General features: G+C 37.2%; 24 protein-coding genes and 2 other annotated features. Of the genes, 5 read left to right on the top strand and 19 right to left on the bottom strand.

Annotated features, from left to right (window positions below):
- Positions 1–228: 228 nt before the first annotated feature.
- The 14 genes from yajC to C7N65_RS01025 all read right to left on the bottom strand — a co-directional run bounded on the left by yajC (position 229) and on the right by C7N65_RS01025 (position 9,541).
- Positions 229–489 (bottom strand): preprotein translocase subunit YajC, encoded by a 261-nt coding sequence (gene yajC, locus C7N65_RS01085; RefSeq protein ID WP_002481121.1) that lies wholly within the window; start codon positions 487–489, stop codon positions 229–231.
- Between the two features lie 16 nt (positions 490–505).
- Complete coding sequence (gene tgt / locus C7N65_RS01080; protein WP_105992621.1) at positions 506–1,645, bottom strand: tRNA guanosine(34) transglycosylase Tgt; 1,140 nt, start codon at positions 1,643–1,645, stop codon at positions 506–508.
- A gap of 18 nt (positions 1,646–1,663) precedes the next feature.
- Entirely contained in the window at positions 1,664–2,689 is a 1,026-nt protein-coding gene (queA, locus tag C7N65_RS01075) for a tRNA preQ1(34) S-adenosylmethionine ribosyltransferase-isomerase QueA (RefSeq protein ID WP_105992620.1), read from the bottom strand.
- A complete protein-coding gene (gene ruvB / locus C7N65_RS01070) occupies positions 2,679–3,695 on the bottom strand; it encodes a Holliday junction branch migration DNA helicase RuvB (protein ID WP_105992619.1) in 1,017 nt (338 codons plus the stop codon). Before ruvB ends, queA begins: the two co-directional genes overlap by 11 nt.
- Before the next feature lie 23 nt (positions 3,696–3,718).
- On the bottom strand, positions 3,719–4,324 hold the full coding sequence (gene ruvA / locus C7N65_RS01065) for a Holliday junction branch migration protein RuvA (protein WP_105992618.1): 606 nt from the start codon (positions 4,322–4,324) through the stop codon (positions 3,719–3,721).
- 12 nt (positions 4,325–4,336) lie between these two features.
- Positions 4,337–4,792 carry an ACT domain-containing protein gene (locus C7N65_RS01060; RefSeq protein WP_105992617.1) on the bottom strand — a complete coding sequence of 152 codons (456 nt, stop codon included), beginning with the start codon at positions 4,790–4,792 and terminating at the stop codon, positions 4,337–4,339.
- A 10-nt stretch (positions 4,793–4,802) separates the two neighbouring features.
- The gene (gene obgE, locus C7N65_RS01055) at positions 4,803–6,095 is read right to left on the bottom strand and encodes a GTPase ObgE (protein ID WP_105992616.1); all 1,293 of its coding nucleotides are present in this window, start codon (positions 6,093–6,095) and stop codon (positions 4,803–4,805) included.
- 130 nt (positions 6,096–6,225) lie between these two features.
- Positions 6,226–6,510, bottom strand: coding sequence for a 50S ribosomal protein L27 (gene rpmA, locus C7N65_RS01050; protein ID WP_105992615.1), 285 nt, complete (start codon positions 6,508–6,510; stop codon positions 6,226–6,228).
- Between the two features lie 11 nt (positions 6,511–6,521).
- Positions 6,522–6,842, bottom strand: coding sequence for a ribosomal-processing cysteine protease Prp (locus tag C7N65_RS01045; protein ID WP_105992614.1), 321 nt, complete (start codon positions 6,840–6,842; stop codon positions 6,522–6,524).
- 2 nt (positions 6,843–6,844) lie between these two features.
- The gene (gene rplU, locus C7N65_RS01040; protein ID WP_105992613.1) at positions 6,845–7,153 is read right to left on the bottom strand and encodes a 50S ribosomal protein L21; all 309 of its coding nucleotides are present in this window, start codon (positions 7,151–7,153) and stop codon (positions 6,845–6,847) included.
- Between the two features lie 12 nt (positions 7,154–7,165).
- Positions 7,166–7,242: a sequence feature (ribosomal protein L21 leader region), on the bottom strand.
- Positions 7,243–7,274: 32 nt separating this feature from the next.
- Positions 7,275–7,796, bottom strand: coding sequence for a rod shape-determining protein MreD (mreD, locus tag C7N65_RS01035; protein ID WP_105992612.1), 522 nt, complete (start codon positions 7,794–7,796; stop codon positions 7,275–7,277).
- Complete coding sequence (gene mreC / locus C7N65_RS01030; RefSeq protein ID WP_105992611.1) at positions 7,796–8,635, bottom strand: rod shape-determining protein MreC; 840 nt, start codon at positions 8,633–8,635, stop codon at positions 7,796–7,798. Before mreC ends, mreD begins: the two co-directional genes overlap by 1 nt.
- Before the next feature lie 219 nt (positions 8,636–8,854).
- Positions 8,855–8,983 carry a hypothetical protein gene (locus tag C7N65_RS12795; RefSeq protein WP_267894437.1) on the bottom strand — a complete coding sequence of 43 codons (129 nt, stop codon included), beginning with the start codon at positions 8,981–8,983 and terminating at the stop codon, positions 8,855–8,857.
- A gap of 90 nt (positions 8,984–9,073) precedes the next feature.
- On the bottom strand, positions 9,074–9,541 hold the full coding sequence (locus tag C7N65_RS01025) for a DUF4930 family protein (protein ID WP_105992610.1): 468 nt from the start codon (positions 9,539–9,541) through the stop codon (positions 9,074–9,076).
- Between the two features lie 147 nt (positions 9,542–9,688).
- Between C7N65_RS01025 and C7N65_RS12595 the strand changes: the two genes are divergently transcribed.
- Complete coding sequence (locus tag C7N65_RS12595) at positions 9,689–9,859, top strand: hypothetical protein (protein WP_199790637.1); 171 nt, start codon at positions 9,689–9,691, stop codon at positions 9,857–9,859.
- 51 nt (positions 9,860–9,910) lie between these two features.
- On the opposite strand, the gene radC is transcribed toward C7N65_RS12595, so the two are convergent.
- The 4 genes from radC to C7N65_RS01005 all read right to left on the bottom strand — a co-directional run bounded on the left by radC (position 9,911) and on the right by C7N65_RS01005 (position 15,423).
- The gene (gene radC, locus C7N65_RS01020; RefSeq protein WP_105992609.1) at positions 9,911–10,591 is read right to left on the bottom strand and encodes a RadC family protein; all 681 of its coding nucleotides are present in this window, start codon (positions 10,589–10,591) and stop codon (positions 9,911–9,913) included.
- A gap of 14 nt (positions 10,592–10,605) precedes the next feature.
- Positions 10,606–11,322 (bottom strand): A24 family peptidase, encoded by a 717-nt coding sequence (locus C7N65_RS12885; protein ID WP_105992608.1) that lies wholly within the window; start codon positions 11,320–11,322, stop codon positions 10,606–10,608.
- A gap of 190 nt (positions 11,323–11,512) precedes the next feature.
- Complete coding sequence (locus C7N65_RS01010; RefSeq protein ID WP_105992607.1) at positions 11,513–12,781, bottom strand: bifunctional folylpolyglutamate synthase/dihydrofolate synthase; 1,269 nt, start codon at positions 12,779–12,781, stop codon at positions 11,513–11,515.
- Positions 12,782–12,792: 11 nt separating this feature from the next.
- The gene (locus C7N65_RS01005; protein WP_105992606.1) at positions 12,793–15,423 is read right to left on the bottom strand and encodes a valine--tRNA ligase; all 2,631 of its coding nucleotides are present in this window, start codon (positions 15,421–15,423) and stop codon (positions 12,793–12,795) included.
- 41 nt (positions 15,424–15,464) lie between these two features.
- Positions 15,465–15,680, bottom strand: a binding site (T-box leader).
- A 59-nt stretch (positions 15,681–15,739) separates the two neighbouring features.
- On the opposite strand from C7N65_RS01005, the gene C7N65_RS01000 reads away from it, so the two are divergent.
- From C7N65_RS01000 to pcp, 4 genes are all read left to right on the top strand, one after another.
- Positions 15,740–16,300, top strand: a complete 561-nt coding sequence (locus C7N65_RS01000; protein ID WP_105992605.1) for a DNA-3-methyladenine glycosylase I — start codon at positions 15,740–15,742, stop codon at positions 16,298–16,300.
- A 107-nt stretch (positions 16,301–16,407) separates the two neighbouring features.
- Complete coding sequence (locus C7N65_RS00995) at positions 16,408–17,106, top strand: DUF969 domain-containing protein (RefSeq protein ID WP_105992604.1); 699 nt, start codon at positions 16,408–16,410, stop codon at positions 17,104–17,106.
- The gene (locus tag C7N65_RS00990; RefSeq protein ID WP_105992603.1) at positions 17,103–18,029 is read left to right on the top strand and encodes a DUF979 domain-containing protein; all 927 of its coding nucleotides are present in this window, start codon (positions 17,103–17,105) and stop codon (positions 18,027–18,029) included. The genes C7N65_RS00995 and C7N65_RS00990 overlap by 4 nt, the downstream gene beginning before the upstream one ends.
- An 18-nt stretch (positions 18,030–18,047) precedes the next feature.
- Entirely contained in the window at positions 18,048–18,689 is a 642-nt protein-coding gene (pcp, locus tag C7N65_RS00985) for a pyroglutamyl-peptidase I (protein ID WP_105992602.1), read from the top strand.
- Between the two features lie 41 nt (positions 18,690–18,730).
- Here pcp and C7N65_RS00980 read toward each other — a convergent pair whose 3' ends face one another.
- Positions 18,731–19,807, bottom strand: coding sequence for an AbrB family transcriptional regulator (locus tag C7N65_RS00980; RefSeq protein ID WP_105992601.1), 1,077 nt, complete (start codon positions 19,805–19,807; stop codon positions 18,731–18,733).
- Positions 19,808–19,832: the final 25 nt, after the last annotated feature.

Here is a 19,832-nt window from a genome sequence, read left to right as displayed (position 1 = left end):
TTTAATTACGGTTGAACTATACAGAATCCTATTAAGTCGTATTCCAATAATGAATTATACACGCTCTAACACTAATTTAAAACTATTTTTCAAGGAAGTGAAGTATTTCAAATGAACAAAAACACCCCGTACAAATCCTCTAAGGATCTATACGGGATGTAATGTTGTTAATCTATGTACAGGAATTGCTTTGTTCAAAAACCTATACTTTGTTAACGCAATATGCGATTAGTCTGGATTAACTTGTTTAACAGCACCTTTTTCAAAAGTGATTTGAGTGCCTTTATCGTTAACTGAAATCACAACTGTTGTTTCATCAACTGCGCGAACCACACCTTTGATTCCGCCGATTGTTGTAACGTGTTGTCCTGATTCCAAACGATTCACCATTTCGCGGTGTTCTTTTTGACGCTTTTGTTGTGGTCTGATCATGAAGAACCACATTAAAGCTAGTAATGCAATAGGTAAAATAAGACCGGTTAAATTCACAAACATTCTCCTTTAATTAAAAGTTTTTAGGATTTTCTACATTCAATCCATATTGTTCGAAAAACTCCTCTTTAAAATCTAAAAGACGATCTTCCCGAATGGCCTGTCTGATATCCTCCATTAATTTTAACAGAAAATATAAATTATGGTAAGTAGTTAGACGTATACCGAAAGTTTCTTCCTCTTTTATCAAGTGGCGAAGATATGCTCTAGAATAAATGCGGCATGTATAGCAATCACAATTTTCGTCCAATGGACCTAAATCTTCCGCATACTTAGCATTTTTAATTACGACACGGCCATTTGAAGTCATACATGTACCGTTTCTGGCAATACGTGTAGGCAAGACACAATCAAACATGTCCATACCTCTGATACTGCATTCAATTAATGCATCAGGAGAACCTACACCCATTAAATAGCGCGGTTTATCTTTCGGCATAAATTGTTCTGTGTGTTCAACCATATCATACATGACTGGTTTAGGCTCACCCACAGATAATCCACCGATAGCATATCCTGGAAAATCTAGTTTGACTAATTCTTCAGCACTTTGCTGACGCAAGTCTTTATATTCTCCGCCTTGGATAATACCGAATAATGCTTGATCCTCAGTACGCTGATGCGCTGCTTTGCATCGTGCAGCCCATCTTGTTGTGCGTTCGATAGAATCTTTAACATATTCGTATTCAGCCGGCATCGGAGGACATTCATCAAAAGCCATCATAATATCTGATCCTAAATCATTTTGAATTTCCATTGATTTTTCTGGACTTAAAAAGAGTTTAGAACCATTTTTATGATGTCTGAAATGTACGCCTTCTTCTGTGATTTTACGCAGATTGCTTAAACTGAAGACTTGGAAACCGCCTGAATCTGTAAGAATCGGACCATCCCAGTTCATAAATTTATGCAGTCCGCCAGCACGTTTGATAATTTCGCTGCCCGGCTGTAGCCATAAATGATATGTGTTTCCTAAAATGATTTCTGCGTTAATCGCACGCAAGTCTTCTGGACTCATTGTTTTTACTGTGGCTTTTGTTCCAACTGGCATAAACATCGGTGTTTCGAAAGAACCGTGCGGTGTATGCACAATTCCTAACCTCGCACCGGATTGTTTACATGTTTTAATATGTTCATAAGTTACTGCAGGCATAACTTTTTCACGACTCCCTTAAATAATTAACATTGCATCGCCGAAACTGAAGAAACGATATTTCATTTCAACAGCGGTTTGATATGCATTTAAAATGTATTGTTTTGAACTGAATGCTGAAACCAGCATGACAAGTGTTGATTTAGGCAAATGGAAATTCGTAATCAAACCATCAATGGCTTTAAATTCAAAGCCTGGATAAATAAATATATCTGTCCAACCGCTTTTTGCTACGAATTGGTCATGGTCTCTGCGAATCGTTTCAAGTGTTCTTGTCGAAGTTGTACCCACAGAGATAATTCGTTTTCCTTGTGCCTTAGTCTCATTCAATAAATCCGCTGTTGCTTGCGACATTTGATAGTACTCGCTATGCATTTTGTGATCATCGATGTTTTCTACACTGACAGGTCTGAAAGTGCCCAGACCGACATGTAATGTCACAAAAGCAAGATTCACTTGTTTTTCTTTCAGCTGTTCTAATAATGCGTCTGTAAAATGCAGTCCTGCTGTTGGTGCAGCTGCAGAACCTGCTGCTTTTGCATACACTGTTTGATAACGATCCGGGTCATCTAAGCGCTCTTTGATGTATGGCGGCAAAGGCATTTCTCCAAGCTCGTCCAAACGTTCTTGCAAAATACCTTCATAAGATAAACGCATGATGCGTCCGCCTTGTTCTAATTCTTTTACACACTCAGCAATAATTTTGCCTTCTCCAAATGATAATTTTTGTCCGACTTTAATACGTTTGGCAGGTTTCAGCAATACTTCCCAATCATCGCCTTCTATTTGTGTCAGCATCAGCATTTCAACTTTTGCTTTTGTATCTTCTTTTATTCCGAATAAACGTGCAGGCATCACTTTCGTATCGTTTAATACTAATGTATCGCCTGGGTTGATATATTCTAAAATATCTTTAAAGTGACGATGTTCAATTTCGCCATTCGTTTTATGCAGCACTAACAAACGACTAGTATCTCTGTTTTTTAAAGGCGTTTGTGCAATCAGTGATTCTGGCAAATGGTAATCAAATTCTTCAATATTCAAAATCGTCCCTCTTTCCATGTTCTGTACCAAAGTGTTCGTAAGCTAGGGGTGTTGCTTTTCTGCCTCTAGGCGTACGTTCTAAAAACCCTTTTTGAATCAAGAAAGGTTCATAGACATCTTCAATAGTAATACGTTCTTCTCCGATTGAAACTGCAATGGTGTCTAAACCGACAGGTCCGCCGTTATATTGGTTGATAATACAACGCATCATTTTATGGTCAATGTAATCCAAACCATAATCATCTACCTGCAAGAGCTGTAAAGCACGTTTTGTCGTTTCAATATAAATTTTGTCATCTTCATTTACTTGTTGGAAATCACGTACACGTTTTAATAATCGATTCGCAATACGCGGTGTACCGCGGCTGCGTTTTGCAAGTTCAACTGCACTTTCATCATCGATTTCTGTATCCAAGACATCTGCTGTTCTTTTAATAATATCTTTGAGTTCATTTTCCTTATAAAACTCTAAACGCAAATGTACACCAAAGCGATCGCGCAGCGGACCAGTTAAACTGCCGGCTCTCGTAGTAGCTCCGACAAGTGTAAACGGAGGCAGGTCAATGCGGATACTTCTCGCTTCTTCGCCTTTACCGATAACAATATCTAAATAAAAGTCCTCCATTGCAGGATAAAGCACTTCTTCGACTACACTGCTCAAGCGATGGATTTCATCAATAAATAAGACATCACCCGGCTGCAAGCCATTGAGTATGGCTGCTAAGTCGCCTGGGCGTTCAATTGCAGGACCGGTTACCGTTCTGATATTGACACCCATTTCATTCGCAATAATATTAGACAGTGTCGTTTTACCGAGTCCAGGGGGACCGAATAATAAGACATGGTCTAATGGCTCTTCACGCATTTTAGCTGCTTTGATAAAAACTTCTAAATTGGCTTTAATTGATGCTTGGCCAATATATTGTCTTAGTAAATGCGGTCTTAATGATAATTCAAATGAATATTCATCATCATGCACGGACTGATCTACCATTCTGTCATCCATTTTGTCCCCTCCTTATCACAAATTTATGAAATAAGCAGTTTCAAACCTGCTTTGACTGCATCGTCTACAGACTCGAAATGTTCTGCATTGAGTTTCTTTTCAACTTTATTCAATTCACGCTTAGAATAGCCTAAGGCATCTAAAGCAAGCAATGCTTCTTCGACAACCGGATCGTTGCCAGACACATTGCTGTCCGGCTGCGTTAATAAAGTACTTGCGCTTTCTTCAGTAATTTTAACTTTGCCTTTCAAATCTAAAATAATTTGTCTAGCTGTCTTTTTACCGATGCCCGGAAACTTCGTTAAATACGCTTCGTTTTCATTTTCAATTCCTATTTTAACTTCATTCGGGGTACTGGCAGCTAAAATTGCTAAGGCTGATTTAGGACCGATACCCGTTACTTTATTCAAACTTAAAAACATTTCTTTTTCTTCTTCAGAAACAAATCCGTAAAGTAATTGCGCATCTTCTCTTACTACTAAGGAAGTATAAATAACAACTTCCTTTTGATAAGATGATTGAAAACGATAAGAGTTCGGTGTTTGAATCTCATAACCGACGCCATTTGTTTCAACCACAACATGTGTTGGAAAAAGCTGCGTCAATTGCCCTTTTATATATGCATACATGCCGTCACTTCCTTACATGGACATACTTATAATTTCTACTTTATATACATTTTCTATATTTCTCAACGCATAAATCACATCTTCCATTGAGGCTTGACTGCCAGCTGAATTCAAAGAAAGTGTAATGGTTGCTTTATCTTCCATAGGAATACTTTGATGAATCGTTAATATCGACATTTGAATTTGAGATATCGTATTGAGAACTTGCGCAAGCATACCTACCTTATCATGCACATAAAGAATAATCGTAAACTCTTTGCTTTCCTCCATCTTTTCATCAATGGGGAAAATAGTATCTTTGTACTTATAAAACGCACTGCGGGATAAACCGAACTTTTTCACTGCTTCGTAAATGGATAAGTGCGGATTGTCCTTTAAAGCGTCTTTAATCTGCAATGTTTTGATTACAGATTCAGGCAGCACATCTTCTCGTATCAGATAGAACTTCTTAACTTGTTTATCGTTCACTTAGACACCTCTATTCAACGAATTCAAATTCTCCGCCTAAAATTCTGACGATATCTCCATTTTTCGCTCCGCGTTCTCGTAATGCATCATCAATACCCATTGAACGCATTTGACGTGCAAAGCGTCTAACTGCAGGATCACTGTTAAAGTCAGTCATCTTGAACATTCTTTCAATTGCTTTACCGCTGACAACATAAGCCGCATCATCATCACGTGTAATCGTAAATGTATCTTGTGATGGTGTATGTTTATAAAGTACACGGTTTACACCTAATGCTTCATCATCCTCTTTAGAGAAGTCTACATCTTTATACTCTTCTAATTTATCAGCTACCGCATATAGCAACTGATCGATATTGTCGCGTGTATATGCTGAAACTGGAATAATTTCAATATCTTTACCGACAGATGCTTTGAATAATTCTAAATTATCTTCTGAATCAGGCAAATCCATTTTATTCGCAACAACAATCTGCGGACGATCTTCTAATCGTTGACCATATGATTTCAATTCGTTATTAATCGTTTCATAGTCTTCTAATGGGTCTCTGCCTTCAGAACCGCTCATATCGATAACATGTACAATAACTTTAGTTCTTTCTACATGTCGCAAGAATTGATGGCCTAAACCGACACCTTCAGAAGCCCCTTCGATTAATCCTGGTAAGTCTGCCATAACAAAGCTTCTGCCATCCGGTGTTGAAACCACACCTAAATTAGGTTTGATAGTAGTAAAGTGGTAAGCACCGATTTTTGGTTTAGCTTTTGACACTGTAGAAAGCAATGTAGATTTACCGACACTAGGGAAACCGACAAGTCCTACATCCGCTAATAATTTCAATTCTAATGTAACTTCAATTTCTTCGCCTGGTTCGCCGTTTTCACTGAAATCAGGCGCAGGGTTTCTTGGAGTCGCAAAACGAGAGTTGCCTCGTCCTCCGCGGCCGCCTTTGGCAATGACTGCACGTTGGCCGTTTTCAACTAAATCCGCTAGGACTTCGCCTGTTTCAACTTCTTTGATAATAGTGCCTGGCGGTACTTTAAGAACTAAATCCTCTGCATTTCTTCCGTGCATGTTGCTGCCTTGACCGCCTTCGCCGCGTTTTGCTTTAAATTGACGTTGGTATCTAAAGTCAAGCAATGTTCTTAATCCTTCATCTACTTCGAATATCACTGATGCACCGCGACCGCCATCGCCGCCTGCTGGTCCTCCGAATGGAACATATTTCTCTCTTCTGTATGCTGTAATGCCGTTACCGCCGTCACCAGCTTTTAATAGTATTTTCACTTGATCGACAAACATGTTTCTCACCTCTTTTTTTTATGTTTTCTAATGCAATATCTAGAATATTATATCATTATTTATGTACCCAGAGAAATAAAGACAAAAATAAAACACCAGAAGTTAAACTTCTGGTGTTGCGTCAACAAAATTACTCAGCTGCAGCGTAAACTGAAACTTGTTTTTTGTTACGGCCTTTGCGTTCGAATTTAACAACGCCGTCAATTTTAGCGAATAATGTGTCATCGCCGCCGCGACCTACATTTTCACCAGCGTAAATTTTAGTTCCGCGTTGACGGAATAAAATAGAACCGCCTGTTACGAATTGTCCGTCAGCACGTTTAGCGCCAAGACGTTTAGATTCAGAGTCACGTCCGTTTTTAGTAGAACTTACCCCTTTTTTCGATGCGAAGAATTGTAAGTTTAATTTTAACATCTGGATACACCTCACTTATAATTTAATTTTATATTATCTTGGTATTCGTCTTCAATAGTTTGAAGCGAAACGAGCATTGCTTGCAAAATTAATTGTGCTTGATCATCGTTTACGTTTACACTTCGGATGTGGAAATAACCTCCATCATCGTCGTAATCAATATCGGGTCTTTCAGATGTTAATCCAAGAATGGCATTTACACTTCCAAATAAGACAGCTGAAGCTCCAGCACAGACAATATCATGACCATACTCGCCATGTTCAGCATGACCATCCATGATGACATCTGTAACTTGACCTTCATCGTTAAACGAAACGTCTATATTTATCATGATTAAGCGTTGATTTTGTCGATTGTTAATTTAGTGTATGGTTGACGATGGCCTTTTTTACGTTTATAGTCTTTACGACGTTTGTAAGTAAATACAGTGATTTTCTTACCGCGACCTTGTTTGTTTACTGTAGCTGTTACAGTAGCACCTTCTACTGTTGGAGCACCAACTTTAACTGAGTCTCCGCCTACAAATAAAACTTTGTCAAAAGTGAAAGCGTCACCTTCATTTACGTCTAATTTTTCAACGTAGATTTCTTGACCTTCTTCTACTTTAATTTGTTTACCGCCTGTTTCGATAATAGCAAACATACTTTGCACCTCCTATATAATAAGTCACGCCATATATAGGTGATACACATGGTATTCTTAAACCTATATTTGAGCGGTTGTATGTAGCTATAAACTACTCAACTGCTAAAGCTTACCATCCTTATGCTTTCCTGTCAATTGACAAATCTAATTTTTTTACGATTTTTCTAATCAGGCTGAAAATAATAATTAACAGCAATAAATTGATGAAAGCAGTAGGCAGCATTCTGAATAAAATAAACTCGCCTAAATTAAATCGGATCAATCCGAGGAGTCCGTATATAATGGCTTGGTAGATTTCAAAAATGATTGTAAATATCCAAACACCCAAGAAAATCATTGTATGATCGCGATAATAAACTTTAAAGAAAAAGTCCATTAAAATCACGAATAATAAATAACCGAAAGTGTTCAGACCATAAATCGTACCGTAATACAAATCAGTTGTTAACCCGAAAATAATTGCTAGAACTACTGCAATGCTTGGTTTCTTATAAATTGTAATCATCAGCAAATACATCAACAGCAGATGCGGTACAAAGATAATACTTTTACCAGAAATCTGCATCGGGATGACTAATGCGATGAGCGCATCAAGATAAAACAATACCGCCCCTATCAAAAAATAACAAAATGCACGCATTATTCATCACCGCTTTCGTCAGGAAGTGTTTGAGGATCGCGTTGTGCGACATAGACATGACCTAAATCACTTAAATCAGCCGCTGTTTTTACTCTCACTTCTTTAGAAAGACCATATTGATCGTTTTCGACTTTTGTAACTTCTCCAATATATAAGTTGCTCGGCAATTGTTCAGCAAGTCCGCTTGTTACGACTTTATCGCCTTTGGCAATTTTGTCTTTGTTGTCTATATCGCTGATTACTAATTCATTTGTCTTCGTATCATAGTGATTGATAAGACCGAAGACTTTGTTTGAATTATGTTGAATATTGACTGCTAATTTACCATTTCTTGATGATGTAGAAAGGAAATCGACTTGAGATGAAAACTGATTGACTTTCGAAACTCTGCCGACTAAACCTTTCGTCGTAATCACAGCTTGGTTTTGTTTGACACCCGCTTTTTTACCTTTATCGATAATTGCTTTATTCATCCATTGATCTGGATTTCTGGCAATTACAGTAGCACTCAAAGGTTCGTATTTGGATATGTCTTTAATATCAAGCTCTTTGCGGAAATCTTTGTTTTCTGATTTTAAACGTTCGTTTTCCGCTTCTAATTGCTTAATTTTATTTTTATCTTTCTCAGATGATTTCCCATCGAATAAGCCGCTGATTGAACCAGTCACCATATGTAATGGGTAAGATAATACGCGTTGCGGAACTGAAACAGTATCACCGACATATTGTTCCACCGGAGACTGGTGATGTGATCTGATCGATAACCCTATTAATGATATAAATAGAATCAGGGAACAGAAAATAACAATCAGTTTGTTATTTTTAAAAAACTTGGACAACCTGAACACCTCTATTAACTCAATTTTTCATATCTCATTTTATTTTATATTACTCTGTTCGTTATATAAAGTACGAACCCCCTAATTTATAACTCACTTTACAAAATAAAAGAGTACCAACAAATTCAAATCAATTTGCTGATACTCCAAAGTGTTTTTTACTCTATTATTATTTCAAAAATCAGCTTTAAATGTTAATCCCTGCATTTCTAACGTGAATCATTTCTTCTGGCTGTTGTTGTCTTTCTCGTCTTCTTTATACAGTGTTTCTTCTTTTCTCCACTGTTCGAATAGTTTTTGCGCTTTTGATTGTTCGTCAGCTTTCTTACCATTCGCTTGCTTACTCATTGCAAACACCAAACCTCTCTTTTTAATGATTCAACACAAGGTTAACGCAAGACAGGTATATTTTCAAGATTCTTAACTGTTGAAGTGCTTTTACTTAAAAGCCGAAACCGGCTGCATCTGTATATTTTGCTGCATCGCTCGCAAATCCTGCTGCAATTCGATTTCAGTCGCATAGATTCTTATTTCTTTCGAACCGAAGCGATACATAATAAATTGATTCCCGCGTTGTCCGATTAAATATTTATCGTTATAACCCATTCTGCTGATTCCGCTGACATCCATAAATTCTTGTTTGTCCAGCATGCCGAAGATATTTTTAGTCTGACTTGCAGGCATGTTATTTAGTAAATCGTTCTTTTCAACAACGTAACGCTGTCCTGCTTTGAAGTCTTCAACAGGTACATTGCCTCCATGATAAGAGGAATACGTCGTTTTGTTGCTGATAGGATTCCACTCTTGTTCCTTTAAGAACGGTGCGTATTTCAATGCAAAAAATACGATAACAATAATACATACAACAGCGATGATATTTTTTATAATGTTGAAGAGAAAACGCATGCTCACACCGCCTCATTATTATTGTCTTTATTTTAGCCGAAAATATAAATGTTTGCATCAGACTAGAGAATGACTTCAAATGTCTATCCCAGGACTGATGCATCATCTGATAGTTTCAGTTAAAATGTAATTAAAGGAGTGGCGACCATGTCAATTTTAACAATAATATTAATAGTACTGCTTATTGGACTGCTCTTTAGAGTGGGCATTTCATTATTGCGTTTTATTATAAAATTAGCGATATTAGCATTAGTTATTTATCTCGCTTATCAAGGCGTTGTATGGTTGAATGATTACTTCCAACTGCATCTCTTTTAAGCGAAATAGATAGTTTCCCCGATTATACACAAATGTTATAGTCGGGTTTTATTATGCATCAAAATACCCCTTTTCTACCATACTCAAGTACTTAGCATCTCCTATAATAATATGATCGAGCACTTCTATTCCAAGTACTCTGCCGCACTCCTGCAATCGTTGTGTTGTCCGTATATCTTCTAAAGAAGGCGTAACATCCCCTGAAGGATGATTATGTACGACAATAATCGCATTGCTCGACCATTTGATTGCCGCTTTAAATACTTCCCTTGGATGAACAACAGACGAATTCAATGTCCCTACAAATATTACTTCGTGCCGAATAACTATATTTTTCGAATTCAAAAATAAAACTTCGAACTGTTCATGCTTTAAATGCATCATTCTGGACATGAAATAGTCTGCCGCATCTTGCGGTGAATTGATTTTCACCTTTTCTTTTTGATCTGGCGCGTTCATACGTTCTCCTAATTCAAAGGCAGCTTTTAAAATCACAGCTTTATACAAACCAATCCCTTTAACTTTTGTCATATCGTCTAAAGACAATAACTTCAAATCTTTGAGGTTCGTCGTTAAATGGAGTAAGTCCTGAGCAAGTTCCATACTGGACTTTCCTTTAGTGCCTGTATTAAATAATATTGCCAGCAATTCTGATTCAGACAGCTTATCTGCACCTTTCGTCACCAGCTTTTCTCTGGGTTTATCACAATCAGGTAATTGTTTAATATTCAATTTTCATGCTCCTATCAGTTAAAGTTGAAAAAATATAAAAGGTCTGCGTAAAAGACAGAGGTTGATACAAAAGAAAGAAAAATAAAAGGAATTAACGGTATGTGAAGGATACGTTTCTTACACCACAAACATATTAAAATAAAACAACCGCCAATAATAAATGTGATACAGAATAAAAAAAGGAAAAAGAGATATGGAATCGTGAGGCTGATGATAGAGAATAGGAAGATATCGCCATACCCTATTGCATAACGCGATACAAAGAACAACAAATGCAGCAAGCCTACTATGAAAAGGTTGAAAACATAAATATGAGGTGCAAGCGTTAGTGCGGTAATGAAAGTGATAAGGAGATAATGCAGAGGAATTGTTTGTGTTTGAATGTCATATAATGCAGCCGCAAGCAATAATAAATAAAGTGCTGTAAACAAGCTTTGTGGCAACAGTACAACATGATTACATAACAGCACCACAGGAATACATGCCAAGACCTCACCTGCCAAATAAAGGATAGATAACTGTGCATGGCAATACCTGCATTTCCCCTTTAATAATAGGAAACTTGCAACTGGAATCAAATCATACCATCGAATCAACTGCCTGCAATATTCACATTGAGAGCGCTGTTTAAAATAACTGAACCTTAATTGTCTTACATGACACAATTGAAATAAGAAGCTTTCCAAAATAAGACATACCAATGATGATAAAAGAAGCGTCAGGTGCTTCACCTACTTTCTGAAATAATATCTTATTATACGCTCCTGATTTCGGTTTAACAAATATAATTATAATAAAATCAAATATGATAATTATGTCTCGTTTTGAGTTCAAAAAACGCATTTTTTTATCCCTCTATATAAAAAAGCCTTCCCGTACAATCTCTGCTTGAGACTGAAAAAGGAAGGCTATAGTTACTATTTATTTTTCGAAATCAACTTTTGCTTTAACTTCACTGATGAAATAAAGACTGCCAGTGATAACTAATGTATCACCATCATAATTTTCGATAAACGTATTGTAATCATCGATAAGAATCGGATTAAAGTTTTCCGCTTCTTCTGCAATCTCTTCTTTTGGTTTTGCTCGATAGAAATCAAAATCAGTGATATACACTTGATTTGCAATCTCGCTTAAATCCTCGAGCATATGATGAATCGGTTTGCCGCTGACTGCAGAGAACAAGATATCCACTTTATCTTTATGATAATAGTTTTTAATCGTGTCTACTAACGCATCGATACTTTCATTGTTATGCGCACCGTCAATAATCATGAGCGGTTCTGCTTTCACTTGTTCGATACGTCCAGTCCAACTTACATTTTCCATTGCTTTAATCATCTTATTAAAGTCTAAATGAATTTGTCCTTCTTCGAACAAAATAATCAAAGCAGTAATTGCAAGTGCCGCATTTTCTTTTTGATGTTCACCCAGCATATGCAATGCAATGTTTTCGAGTTCATAGTCTTTGAAGCGGTACGTGAACTCATCTTCTTGGGAAACAACAGAAATATCTTTATCCAACTCATAAGCAGGTGCTTGCTGCTTTTCAGCATATGTGCCGAGATATTTCAATGCTTCTTCATTTTTCACTGCATAAATAAATGGTGTTTTCGGCTTCACGATGTCGCCTTTGTCTTTTGCGATATCTAAATAAGTTGGGCCTAGCAGATCTGTATGATCTAATCCGATACTCGTCAATACCGTCATAATCGGTGAAAATACATTGGTAGAGTCATTTTTAATTCCAAGACCCGCTTCTACTATCACAAAATCCACTGGGTGCAACGCACCGAAATATAAGAACATCATTGTCGTAATGATTTCAAATTCTGTAGCTGTACCATATTCAGTTTCTTCTTCTAACGCTTCGCTCACTGGCTTGACGCGAGTCACAAGTTCAACAATGGTTTCATTGCTTACAGGTTCGCCGTTTAAACTGATTCTTTCATTAAAAGTTTCAATATAAGGCGACGTAAATGTACCGACGTCATAACCATTTTCGACAAGCGCAGCACGCAAGTAAGCAACTGTTGAACCTTTGCCGTTTGTTCCGCCGACATGGATACCTTTTATATTTTGTTCAGGATGGCCTAGACGTTCAAGCATCCATTCCATACGTTTAGTACCAGGCTTGATACCAAACGTATTTCTTTCATGTATCCAATATAAGCTGTCTAGGTAATTCATAATCAGGACTCCTATGCTTTTAATTGTTCGATTCTAGCTTTAACGCTATCGTATTTTTCTTGATAATCTTCTTTTTTCGCACGTTCTTCATTAATAATTTTTTCTGGTGCTTTATTAACAAAGTTTTCATTAGATAATTTTTTATCTACGCGGTCAAGTTCGCTTTGCCATTTATCTAATTCTTTTTCAAGACGTGCAATTTCTTTGTCCATATCAATTAAACCTTCAAGCGGTAAAATCACTTCACCTGCACCTACAACAGATGTCATTGCTTTATCTGGTGTTTCGATATCTGTCGCAATCACTAGTTCACTTGGGTGTCCGAAACGATCAATGTAGTGTTTGTTTTCTTCTAACATTTCAGTGATGGCTTCGCTTTTCGTTTTAATATAGATAGGAATTGCTTTAGATAATGGTGTATTAACTTCTGAACGTGCTTGACGTACAGCTTTGATAATTTCTACCACATATTGCATCGCTTGTTTACTTTCTTCAAACATGAATTCTGATTGAACTTTCGGCCATGCACTTGTCACAATTGTTTCGCCTTCATGCGGCAAGTTTTGCCAAATTTCTTCTGTAACAAACGGCATATACGGGTGAAGCATACGCATTGTACGATCTAATACATAGCTCAATACTGAACGAGTTGCTTGTTTTTGGTCTTCGTCTTCACCGTTCATCGGAATTTTACTCATTTCGATATACCAGTCGCAGAACTCATCCCAAATGAAGTTGTATAGAGCACGGCCGACTTCGCCAAATTCATATTTATCGCTTAAATCTGTTACTGTTTTCACAGTTTCATTAAGACGCGTTAAGATCCATTTATCAGCAAGTGATAAATTCTTAGATAAATCGATATCTTCAAATTTGAAATCTTCCCCGATGTTCATTAAGCTGAAGCGCGCCGCATTCCAGATTTTATTGATAAAGTTCCAAACCGCTTCTACTTTTTCTGTAGAATAACGTAAATCATGACCAGGTGATGAACCTGTTGCTAAGAAATATCTCAAGCTGTCAGCACCGTATTGATCAATAACATCCATAGGATCTACACCGTTGCCTAGTGATTTACTCATTTTGCGTCCATCTTCAGCACGTACTAAACCATGGAGCAATACATCATTAAATGGACGAGTTTCTGTAAACTCAAGACCTTGGAAAATCATACGTGCAACCCAGAAGAAGATAATATCATATCCTGTAACTAACGCATTAGTAGGATAATAGCGTTGGAAATCTTCTGCTTCTGTATCCGGCCAGCCTAAAGTAGAGAATGGCCATAAAGCACTTGAGAACCATGTATCCAAAACGTCTTCGTCTTGTGTCCAGTTTTCACTATCTGCCGGTGCTTCTTCGTCTACATAAATTTCTCCTGTTTCATTATGGTACCAAGCTGGAATTTGATGCCCCCACCATAATTGACGAGAAATTGTCCAGTCGCGGATATTTTCCATCCATTGATTGAATGTATGTTCAAAACGTTCCGGTACAAAGTTAATACGGTTATCTGTTTTTTGATTGTCTAATGCTTTTTTAGCAAGCGGATCCATATTAACGAACCATTGTGTAGATAAATAAGGTTCGACAATCGCACCGCTTCTTTCAGAGTGGCCGACTGAATGTGTATGGTCTTCGATTTTGATAACTAAGTCTTCAGCTTCTAAATCTTTGACTAATTGTTCACGGCATTCGAAGCGGTCCATACCTTCGTATTTGCCTGCTTTGTCATTCATTTTGCCTGATTCATCCATAACGATGATTGATTCTAAGTTATGACGTTTACCTAATTCGAAGTCATTAGGGTCATGTGCAGGTGTAACTTTCATCGCACCACTACCAAATTCAACATCAACATACTCGTCTGCTAAAATCGGTAATTCGCGTCCGACAATCGGCAAGATAACTTTTCTGCCGATAACATCTTTATAGCGTTCGTCATTCGGATTGACTACGATAGCTGTATCGCCTAGCATTGTTTCCGGACGTGTTGTCGCAATTTCAATATAGCCTTCCCCATCTGCATATGGATATTTGAAGTGATAGAATTTACCGGCTGTATCTTCATGTATTACTTCGATATCAGAAATCGCTGTTTTAGCAACCGGATCCCAGTTGATGATGCGTTCTCCGCGATAAATCAAGCCTTTTTTATACATATCAACAAAGACTTTTCTTACCGCTTTGCTTAATCCTTCATCTAAAGTAAAACGCTCTCTGTCATAATCCAGACCAAGACCTAATTTCGCCCATTGCTGACGAATAAATGAAGCATATTCTTCTTTCCAGCTCCAAACTTCTTCAAGGAATTTTTCTCGGCCTAAATCATGTCTTGAAATGCCTTGTTCATGTAATTTAGCTTCTACTTTTGCTTGTGTCGCAATCCCAGCATGGTCCATACCAGGCAAGTACAAAGTATCGTAGCCTTGCATACGTTTCATTCTTGTTAAAATATCTTGCAAAGTTGTATCCCAAGCATGGCCTAAATGTAATTTACCTGTTACATTCGGAGGTGGGATAACAATAGTGTATGTTTCTTTTGATTGGTCTCCGCTAGGTTTGAAGTAGCCTTTTTCTACCCATTTTTGATAGCGGCCAGCTTCAACCTCATTCGGATTGTATTTTGGTTTCATTTCCATAGGACAAACGCCTCCTTAAAAATAAAAACACCCGTTCCTAAACATAGGACGGATGTTCCGTGGTACCACCTAAATTCAACATAGTTCATCTATATTGCACTTAATTATGATTAACGCTCAAACACGCTTTAACTTACTATCAGTTCAGTTAAAGAACTAAGCGGGCTACCTTCGACAGCAATAATTATGTATTTTCAGCGACCATACACTCTCTTTGAAATTAAAAACTGCTTACTCTTCCCGATTTCTATATTCACTACTAATTTATAGTATAATAGAACTCTAAAATAAGTCAATGCGGATGGAGTGAAATTTTGTGAATGAATGTGCCTTTGGGACATCTGATCCCCTTTATATTGAATATCATGACAAAGAATGGGGACAACCTTTATATGATAGCCAAAAACTTTTTGAATTAATGGCATTAGAGTCGCAGCATGCAGGTTTATCATGGCTGACGATATTAAAGAAACGTCCTGCTTACCGGGAAGCCTTTTATCAATTTGACCCATATAAAATAGCACAAATGACAGAAAAAGATATCGATGCACTGATGGAATTTCCAAACATTGTCCATTACAGAAAAAAATTAGAAGCTATAGTCAGCCAAGCCAAAGGTTATATAGCAATTGAAAAAGAACACGGAAGCTTCAGTGATTATCTTTGGTCATTTGTTGATTATCACCCTATCGATTTAAAATACAAAACACCTAAAGACCGTATTACAGTTGATGATAGAGCAAAAAAGATGTCGAAAGCTTTAAAACATTACGGATTTAAGTTTATGGGTCCTGTAACTATGTTTTCATTTTTAGAAGCTGCAGGATTATATGATGCACATTTAATCGGCTGTCCATGTAAGCCATCTCAAAAGTAGGAACAATTTTTGTTCTTACTTTTATTTATAATATTTGAAATTATCTAAAAATTCCTTCTAATTTATGCTAAAATGACATTTATATTATTTTTTGAAGGAGGAATTGTATGGAATGGTTGAAATTAATAGGTATCTTGGTAATTATAATCGGATTCCTATTAAAATTTGATACGATAGCAGTCATATTAGCTGCAGCAATCGTAACTGGACTTGTGTCTGGTATGCATTTCTTTGAAATATTAGATGTACTCGGCAAAGCATTTATCGATAACCGCTTGGTTTCCCTTTTCCTATTAACTTTGCCTATGGTGGGTTTGATTGAACGTTTCGGACTTAAGAAACAATCTACAGTATTGATAGGAAAAATCAAATCTATAACCAGCGGGAGGTTATTATCGCTTTATTTGCTGATACGTGAATTGGCAGGTTTAGCTTCGATACGTATCGGCGGACATCCTCAATTTGTACGTCCGTTGATCAATCCTATGGTACAAGGTGCACTCGCAACGAAATATCGACTCAAACCTGACCAAATAGACAAAAAAGATGTCGAAAAAATAAAAGCAGAAGCATCTGCTATGGAAAATTACGGCAATTTCTTTGGGCAGAACCTTTTCGTAGGCGCTGCTGGTGTCCTACTAATGGTCGGTACTTTTAATTCTTTAGATATTAAAGTCAACGCAGTCAATCTTGCCATTGCTTCAGTACCGATAGCAATCATTACTTTAATCATTGTGGCCGTTAAGAATATTATGCTTGATCGTTATTTGGCTAGAAAATATCAGCACAAGGAGGATCAGTCATGAGTCAGCACACACTTGATACCATCCTTGAATGCTTTTATATTTTAATCGGTATTCAATTAATCTATACCGCTTATCGTGTACTAAAAGATAAAGATAAAACAAAACGTATAGGTACCGCCCTATTTTGGACACTGCTTGCGATTACATTTATTTTCGGTCCTTACCTGCCGAATGTTGTAAACGGCGCTATTATCTTGTTAATGGGTGTATTGACACTCTTTAAACAAGTCACAATCAAAAATATAGTGGATGTCACTGAAAAGCAAGGCGAAACAGGCGCAAAACGTTATGGAAACAAACTCTTTTGGCCGGCAGTTGTCTTAGCTGTTGTTGCGGTGATTATCTCAAATTGGACACCTTTAGGCGGTGCCATAGGTTTAGGTATCGCATCAATCGTAGGCTTAATTGCTGCCTACATAGTAATTAAACCTAAAGTCCAATATATCTTATATGACAGTGACCGCCTGACTCAACAAGTCGGAACTGTCGGTATTTTACCGCAATTTTTAGCCGCATTAGGTGTCTTATTTACGGTCAGCGGTGTAGGCAAAGTGATTTCAAATAGTATTTCCGGTTTCTTGCCTGAAGGTAATCACCTTATCGGCGCTGCTGCTTATATATTAGGTATGGTACTGTTTACCATGCTGATGGGTAATGCTTTCGCGGCATTTACTGTCATTACCGCTAGTATTGGTATTCCATTTGTGATTGCACAAGGTGCAGATCCTGCAATAGCAGGTGCACTAGCAATGACTGGCGGTTTTTGCGGTACTTTGTTAACACCTATGGCCGCAAATTTCAATACATTACCCGTTGCTTTGCTTGAAATGAAAAGTGAATTCAGTGTGATTAAAGCACAAATACCCGTAGCATTTATCTTAATTATAGTCCATATTGCTTTAATGTACTTTTGGGCATTTTAATATAAAGGAGACGATAATATGAATATACTTGTAACTGCATTTGATCCATTTGGTAAAGAAGAAACAAATCCAGCGCTTGAAGCTGTTAAATTATTGCCTGAGACTATCGGCGAACATACTATTACAAAATTAGAAATTCCAACCGTATTCCACAAATCGTTAGACGTCATTAAACAACAGCTCAAAATTGAACATTATGATGCAGTACTTGCTGTAGGACAAGCCGGCGGCCGTTTTGAACTTACACCCGAACGAATCGGTATTAATATCGATGATGCCAGAATTGCTGATAATGAAGGCAATCAACCGATTGATGAGACCATTCAAGCAGAAGGTGCACCCGCCTACTTTTCTAATATGCCGGTCAAACGTATGACACAAGCCATTAAAGATGCAGATGTTCCGGCTTCATTATCGAATACTGCAGGTACCTTTGTATGTAATCATATTTTATATCAATTAGGTTATTTGCATGCGACAACTTTCCCTTATATTCAATTCGGATTTATTCATGTACCGTTTATACCAAAACAAGTTGTCTCTAAACCTAATACCCCTTCTATGGCCCTCAGCACGATCGCTAAAGGACTCACAGCCGCAATTGAAGTCCTGTCACCAGACAATCGCGACGAAAATATTGCATTAGGACAAACGCATTAATACAATAAAAAACCGCCGAAATGGCGGTTTTCTTTGTGTGCTTACTTATTTAATTTGCGTCCTGTATAGCTTAAGAAGTACTTAATCATTGGTGCAACCAAGAATAATATGAAGAAAATTCTAAAGATATGGAAACTCGATATAATTGCTACATCTGCATGTGTCTCCATAGCAACCAGAACGATTTGGCTCATCCCGCCTGGTGCAGCACCTAAGAATAAGTCATTTAACGGCATATGGTTAAAAATCGAAATAACGTATACCATTACAGCTGCAAGTAAAATCAACAACACATTCTGAATGACAATTGCGACTGCAACACGGCCTTTCAAATCATTCAGCAATTTAGAAATTTGAATACCAATTCGAATCATATAAGCAATTTGCGCTGCTGCAATCAAATAGTTATCTAAAGTAAATGTCGCATTTGTCAGCATGTTCCATGCGATTAAAACAACGATTGGCGCTAATAATTGTCTTGTCGGGAAATTGATTTTACCCATGATGAAGTACACTACAGCGATAGCCAAAATAATAAACAATACTTGCCATAAATTTAATACTTCGCTCAAAGGTTTGAGTTTCATGAGCTTGCTGGCATGAACATCTTCGCTTCCGCTGGACATAAAGTAAGATAACATCGGAATCAAAATCACAACGAAAATAATTCTCGAAGTTTGTGTTAAACTCACCACTAAAATATTAGCACGTTTGTCTTCTTCAGCCATAATCAGCATTTGACTCAAAGCCCCTGGAATGACACTTAATAATGCTGTTTCATTATTAACATTCGCTATCTTTTTGAAGAAATAAGCAATTAAGATTGCCATAACCAATAGCAATACAGTTACTAAAATAATTGAGAACCAATTATTTGTTATGTCATTCACTACAGTACGTGTAAAGGTAGATCCGATTTGTACCCCTAACAAAATCAAACCTATTTGACTTATCCAAAATGGCCATTCAATTTCCATTTTAAACAAGCGTATGCATATGATACTCGCAATTATGGGACCAAACATAAATGGTAGCATGATATGCATTGCTGATAAGATCAGACTGATAACAATTGCCATCAATAATACAATAATATTATTACGCAATTTTTTATTCATATTTTATCACTACCTTTATCCCACT

Source organism: Staphylococcus simulans (genome assembly GCF_002994445.1).
GTDB classification, from domain to species: domain Bacteria; phylum Bacillota; class Bacilli; order Staphylococcales; family Staphylococcaceae; genus Staphylococcus; species Staphylococcus simulans_B.
Note: the sequence above shows the minus strand (reverse complement) of the source record. Positions and strands in the feature narration are given on the sequence as shown.

Excerpts from the sequence above, each read along its gene's own strand:
- mreD (WP_105992612.1), bottom strand. The coding sequence starts at position 7,796 with ATGCGTGCATTTTGTTATTTTTTGATAGGGGCGGTATTGTTTTATCTT.
- C7N65_RS01025 (WP_105992610.1), bottom strand. The coding sequence starts at position 9,541 with ATGCGTTTTCTCTTCAACATTATAAAAAATATCATCGCTGTTGTATGT.
- C7N65_RS00980 (WP_105992601.1), bottom strand. The coding sequence starts at position 19,807 with ATGAATAAAAAATTGCGTAATAATATTATTGTATTATTGATGGCAATT.
- C7N65_RS00990 (WP_105992603.1), top strand. The coding sequence starts at position 17,103 with ATGAGTCAGCACACACTTGATACCATCCTTGAATGCTTTTATATTTTA.
- ruvB (WP_105992619.1), bottom strand. The coding sequence starts at position 3,695 with ATGGATGACAGAATGGTAGATCAGTCCGTGCATGATGATGAATATTCA.
- rplU (WP_105992613.1), bottom strand. The coding sequence starts at position 7,153 with ATGTTTGCTATTATCGAAACAGGCGGTAAACAAATTAAAGTAGAAGAA.
- ruvA (WP_105992618.1), bottom strand. The coding sequence starts at position 4,324 with ATGTATGCATATATAAAAGGGCAATTGACGCAGCTTTTTCCAACACAT.
- pcp (WP_105992602.1), top strand. The coding sequence starts at position 18,048 with ATGAATATACTTGTAACTGCATTTGATCCATTTGGTAAAGAAGAAACA.
- tgt (WP_105992621.1), bottom strand. The coding sequence starts at position 1,645 with ATGCCTGCAGTAACTTATGAACATATTAAAACATGTAAACAATCCGGT.
- C7N65_RS01045 (WP_105992614.1), bottom strand. The coding sequence starts at position 6,842 with ATGATAAATATAGACGTTTCGTTTAACGATGAAGGTCAAGTTACAGAT.
- rpmA (WP_105992615.1), bottom strand. The coding sequence starts at position 6,510 with ATGTTAAAATTAAACTTACAATTCTTCGCATCGAAAAAAGGGGTAAGT.
- C7N65_RS12795 (WP_267894437.1), bottom strand. The coding sequence starts at position 8,983 with ATGAGTAAGCAAGCGAATGGTAAGAAAGCTGACGAACAATCAAAAGCG.
- C7N65_RS01010 (WP_105992607.1), bottom strand. The coding sequence starts at position 12,781 with ATGAATTACCTAGACAGCTTATATTGGATACATGAAAGAAATACGTTT.
- C7N65_RS01005 (WP_105992606.1), bottom strand. The coding sequence starts at position 15,423 with ATGGAAATGAAACCAAAATACAATCCGAATGAGGTTGAAGCTGGCCGC.
- obgE (WP_105992616.1), bottom strand. The coding sequence starts at position 6,095 with ATGTTTGTCGATCAAGTGAAAATACTATTAAAAGCTGGTGACGGCGGT.
- C7N65_RS00995 (WP_105992604.1), top strand. The coding sequence starts at position 16,408 with ATGGAATGGTTGAAATTAATAGGTATCTTGGTAATTATAATCGGATTC.
- C7N65_RS12595 (WP_199790637.1), top strand. The coding sequence starts at position 9,689 with ATGTCAATTTTAACAATAATATTAATAGTACTGCTTATTGGACTGCTC.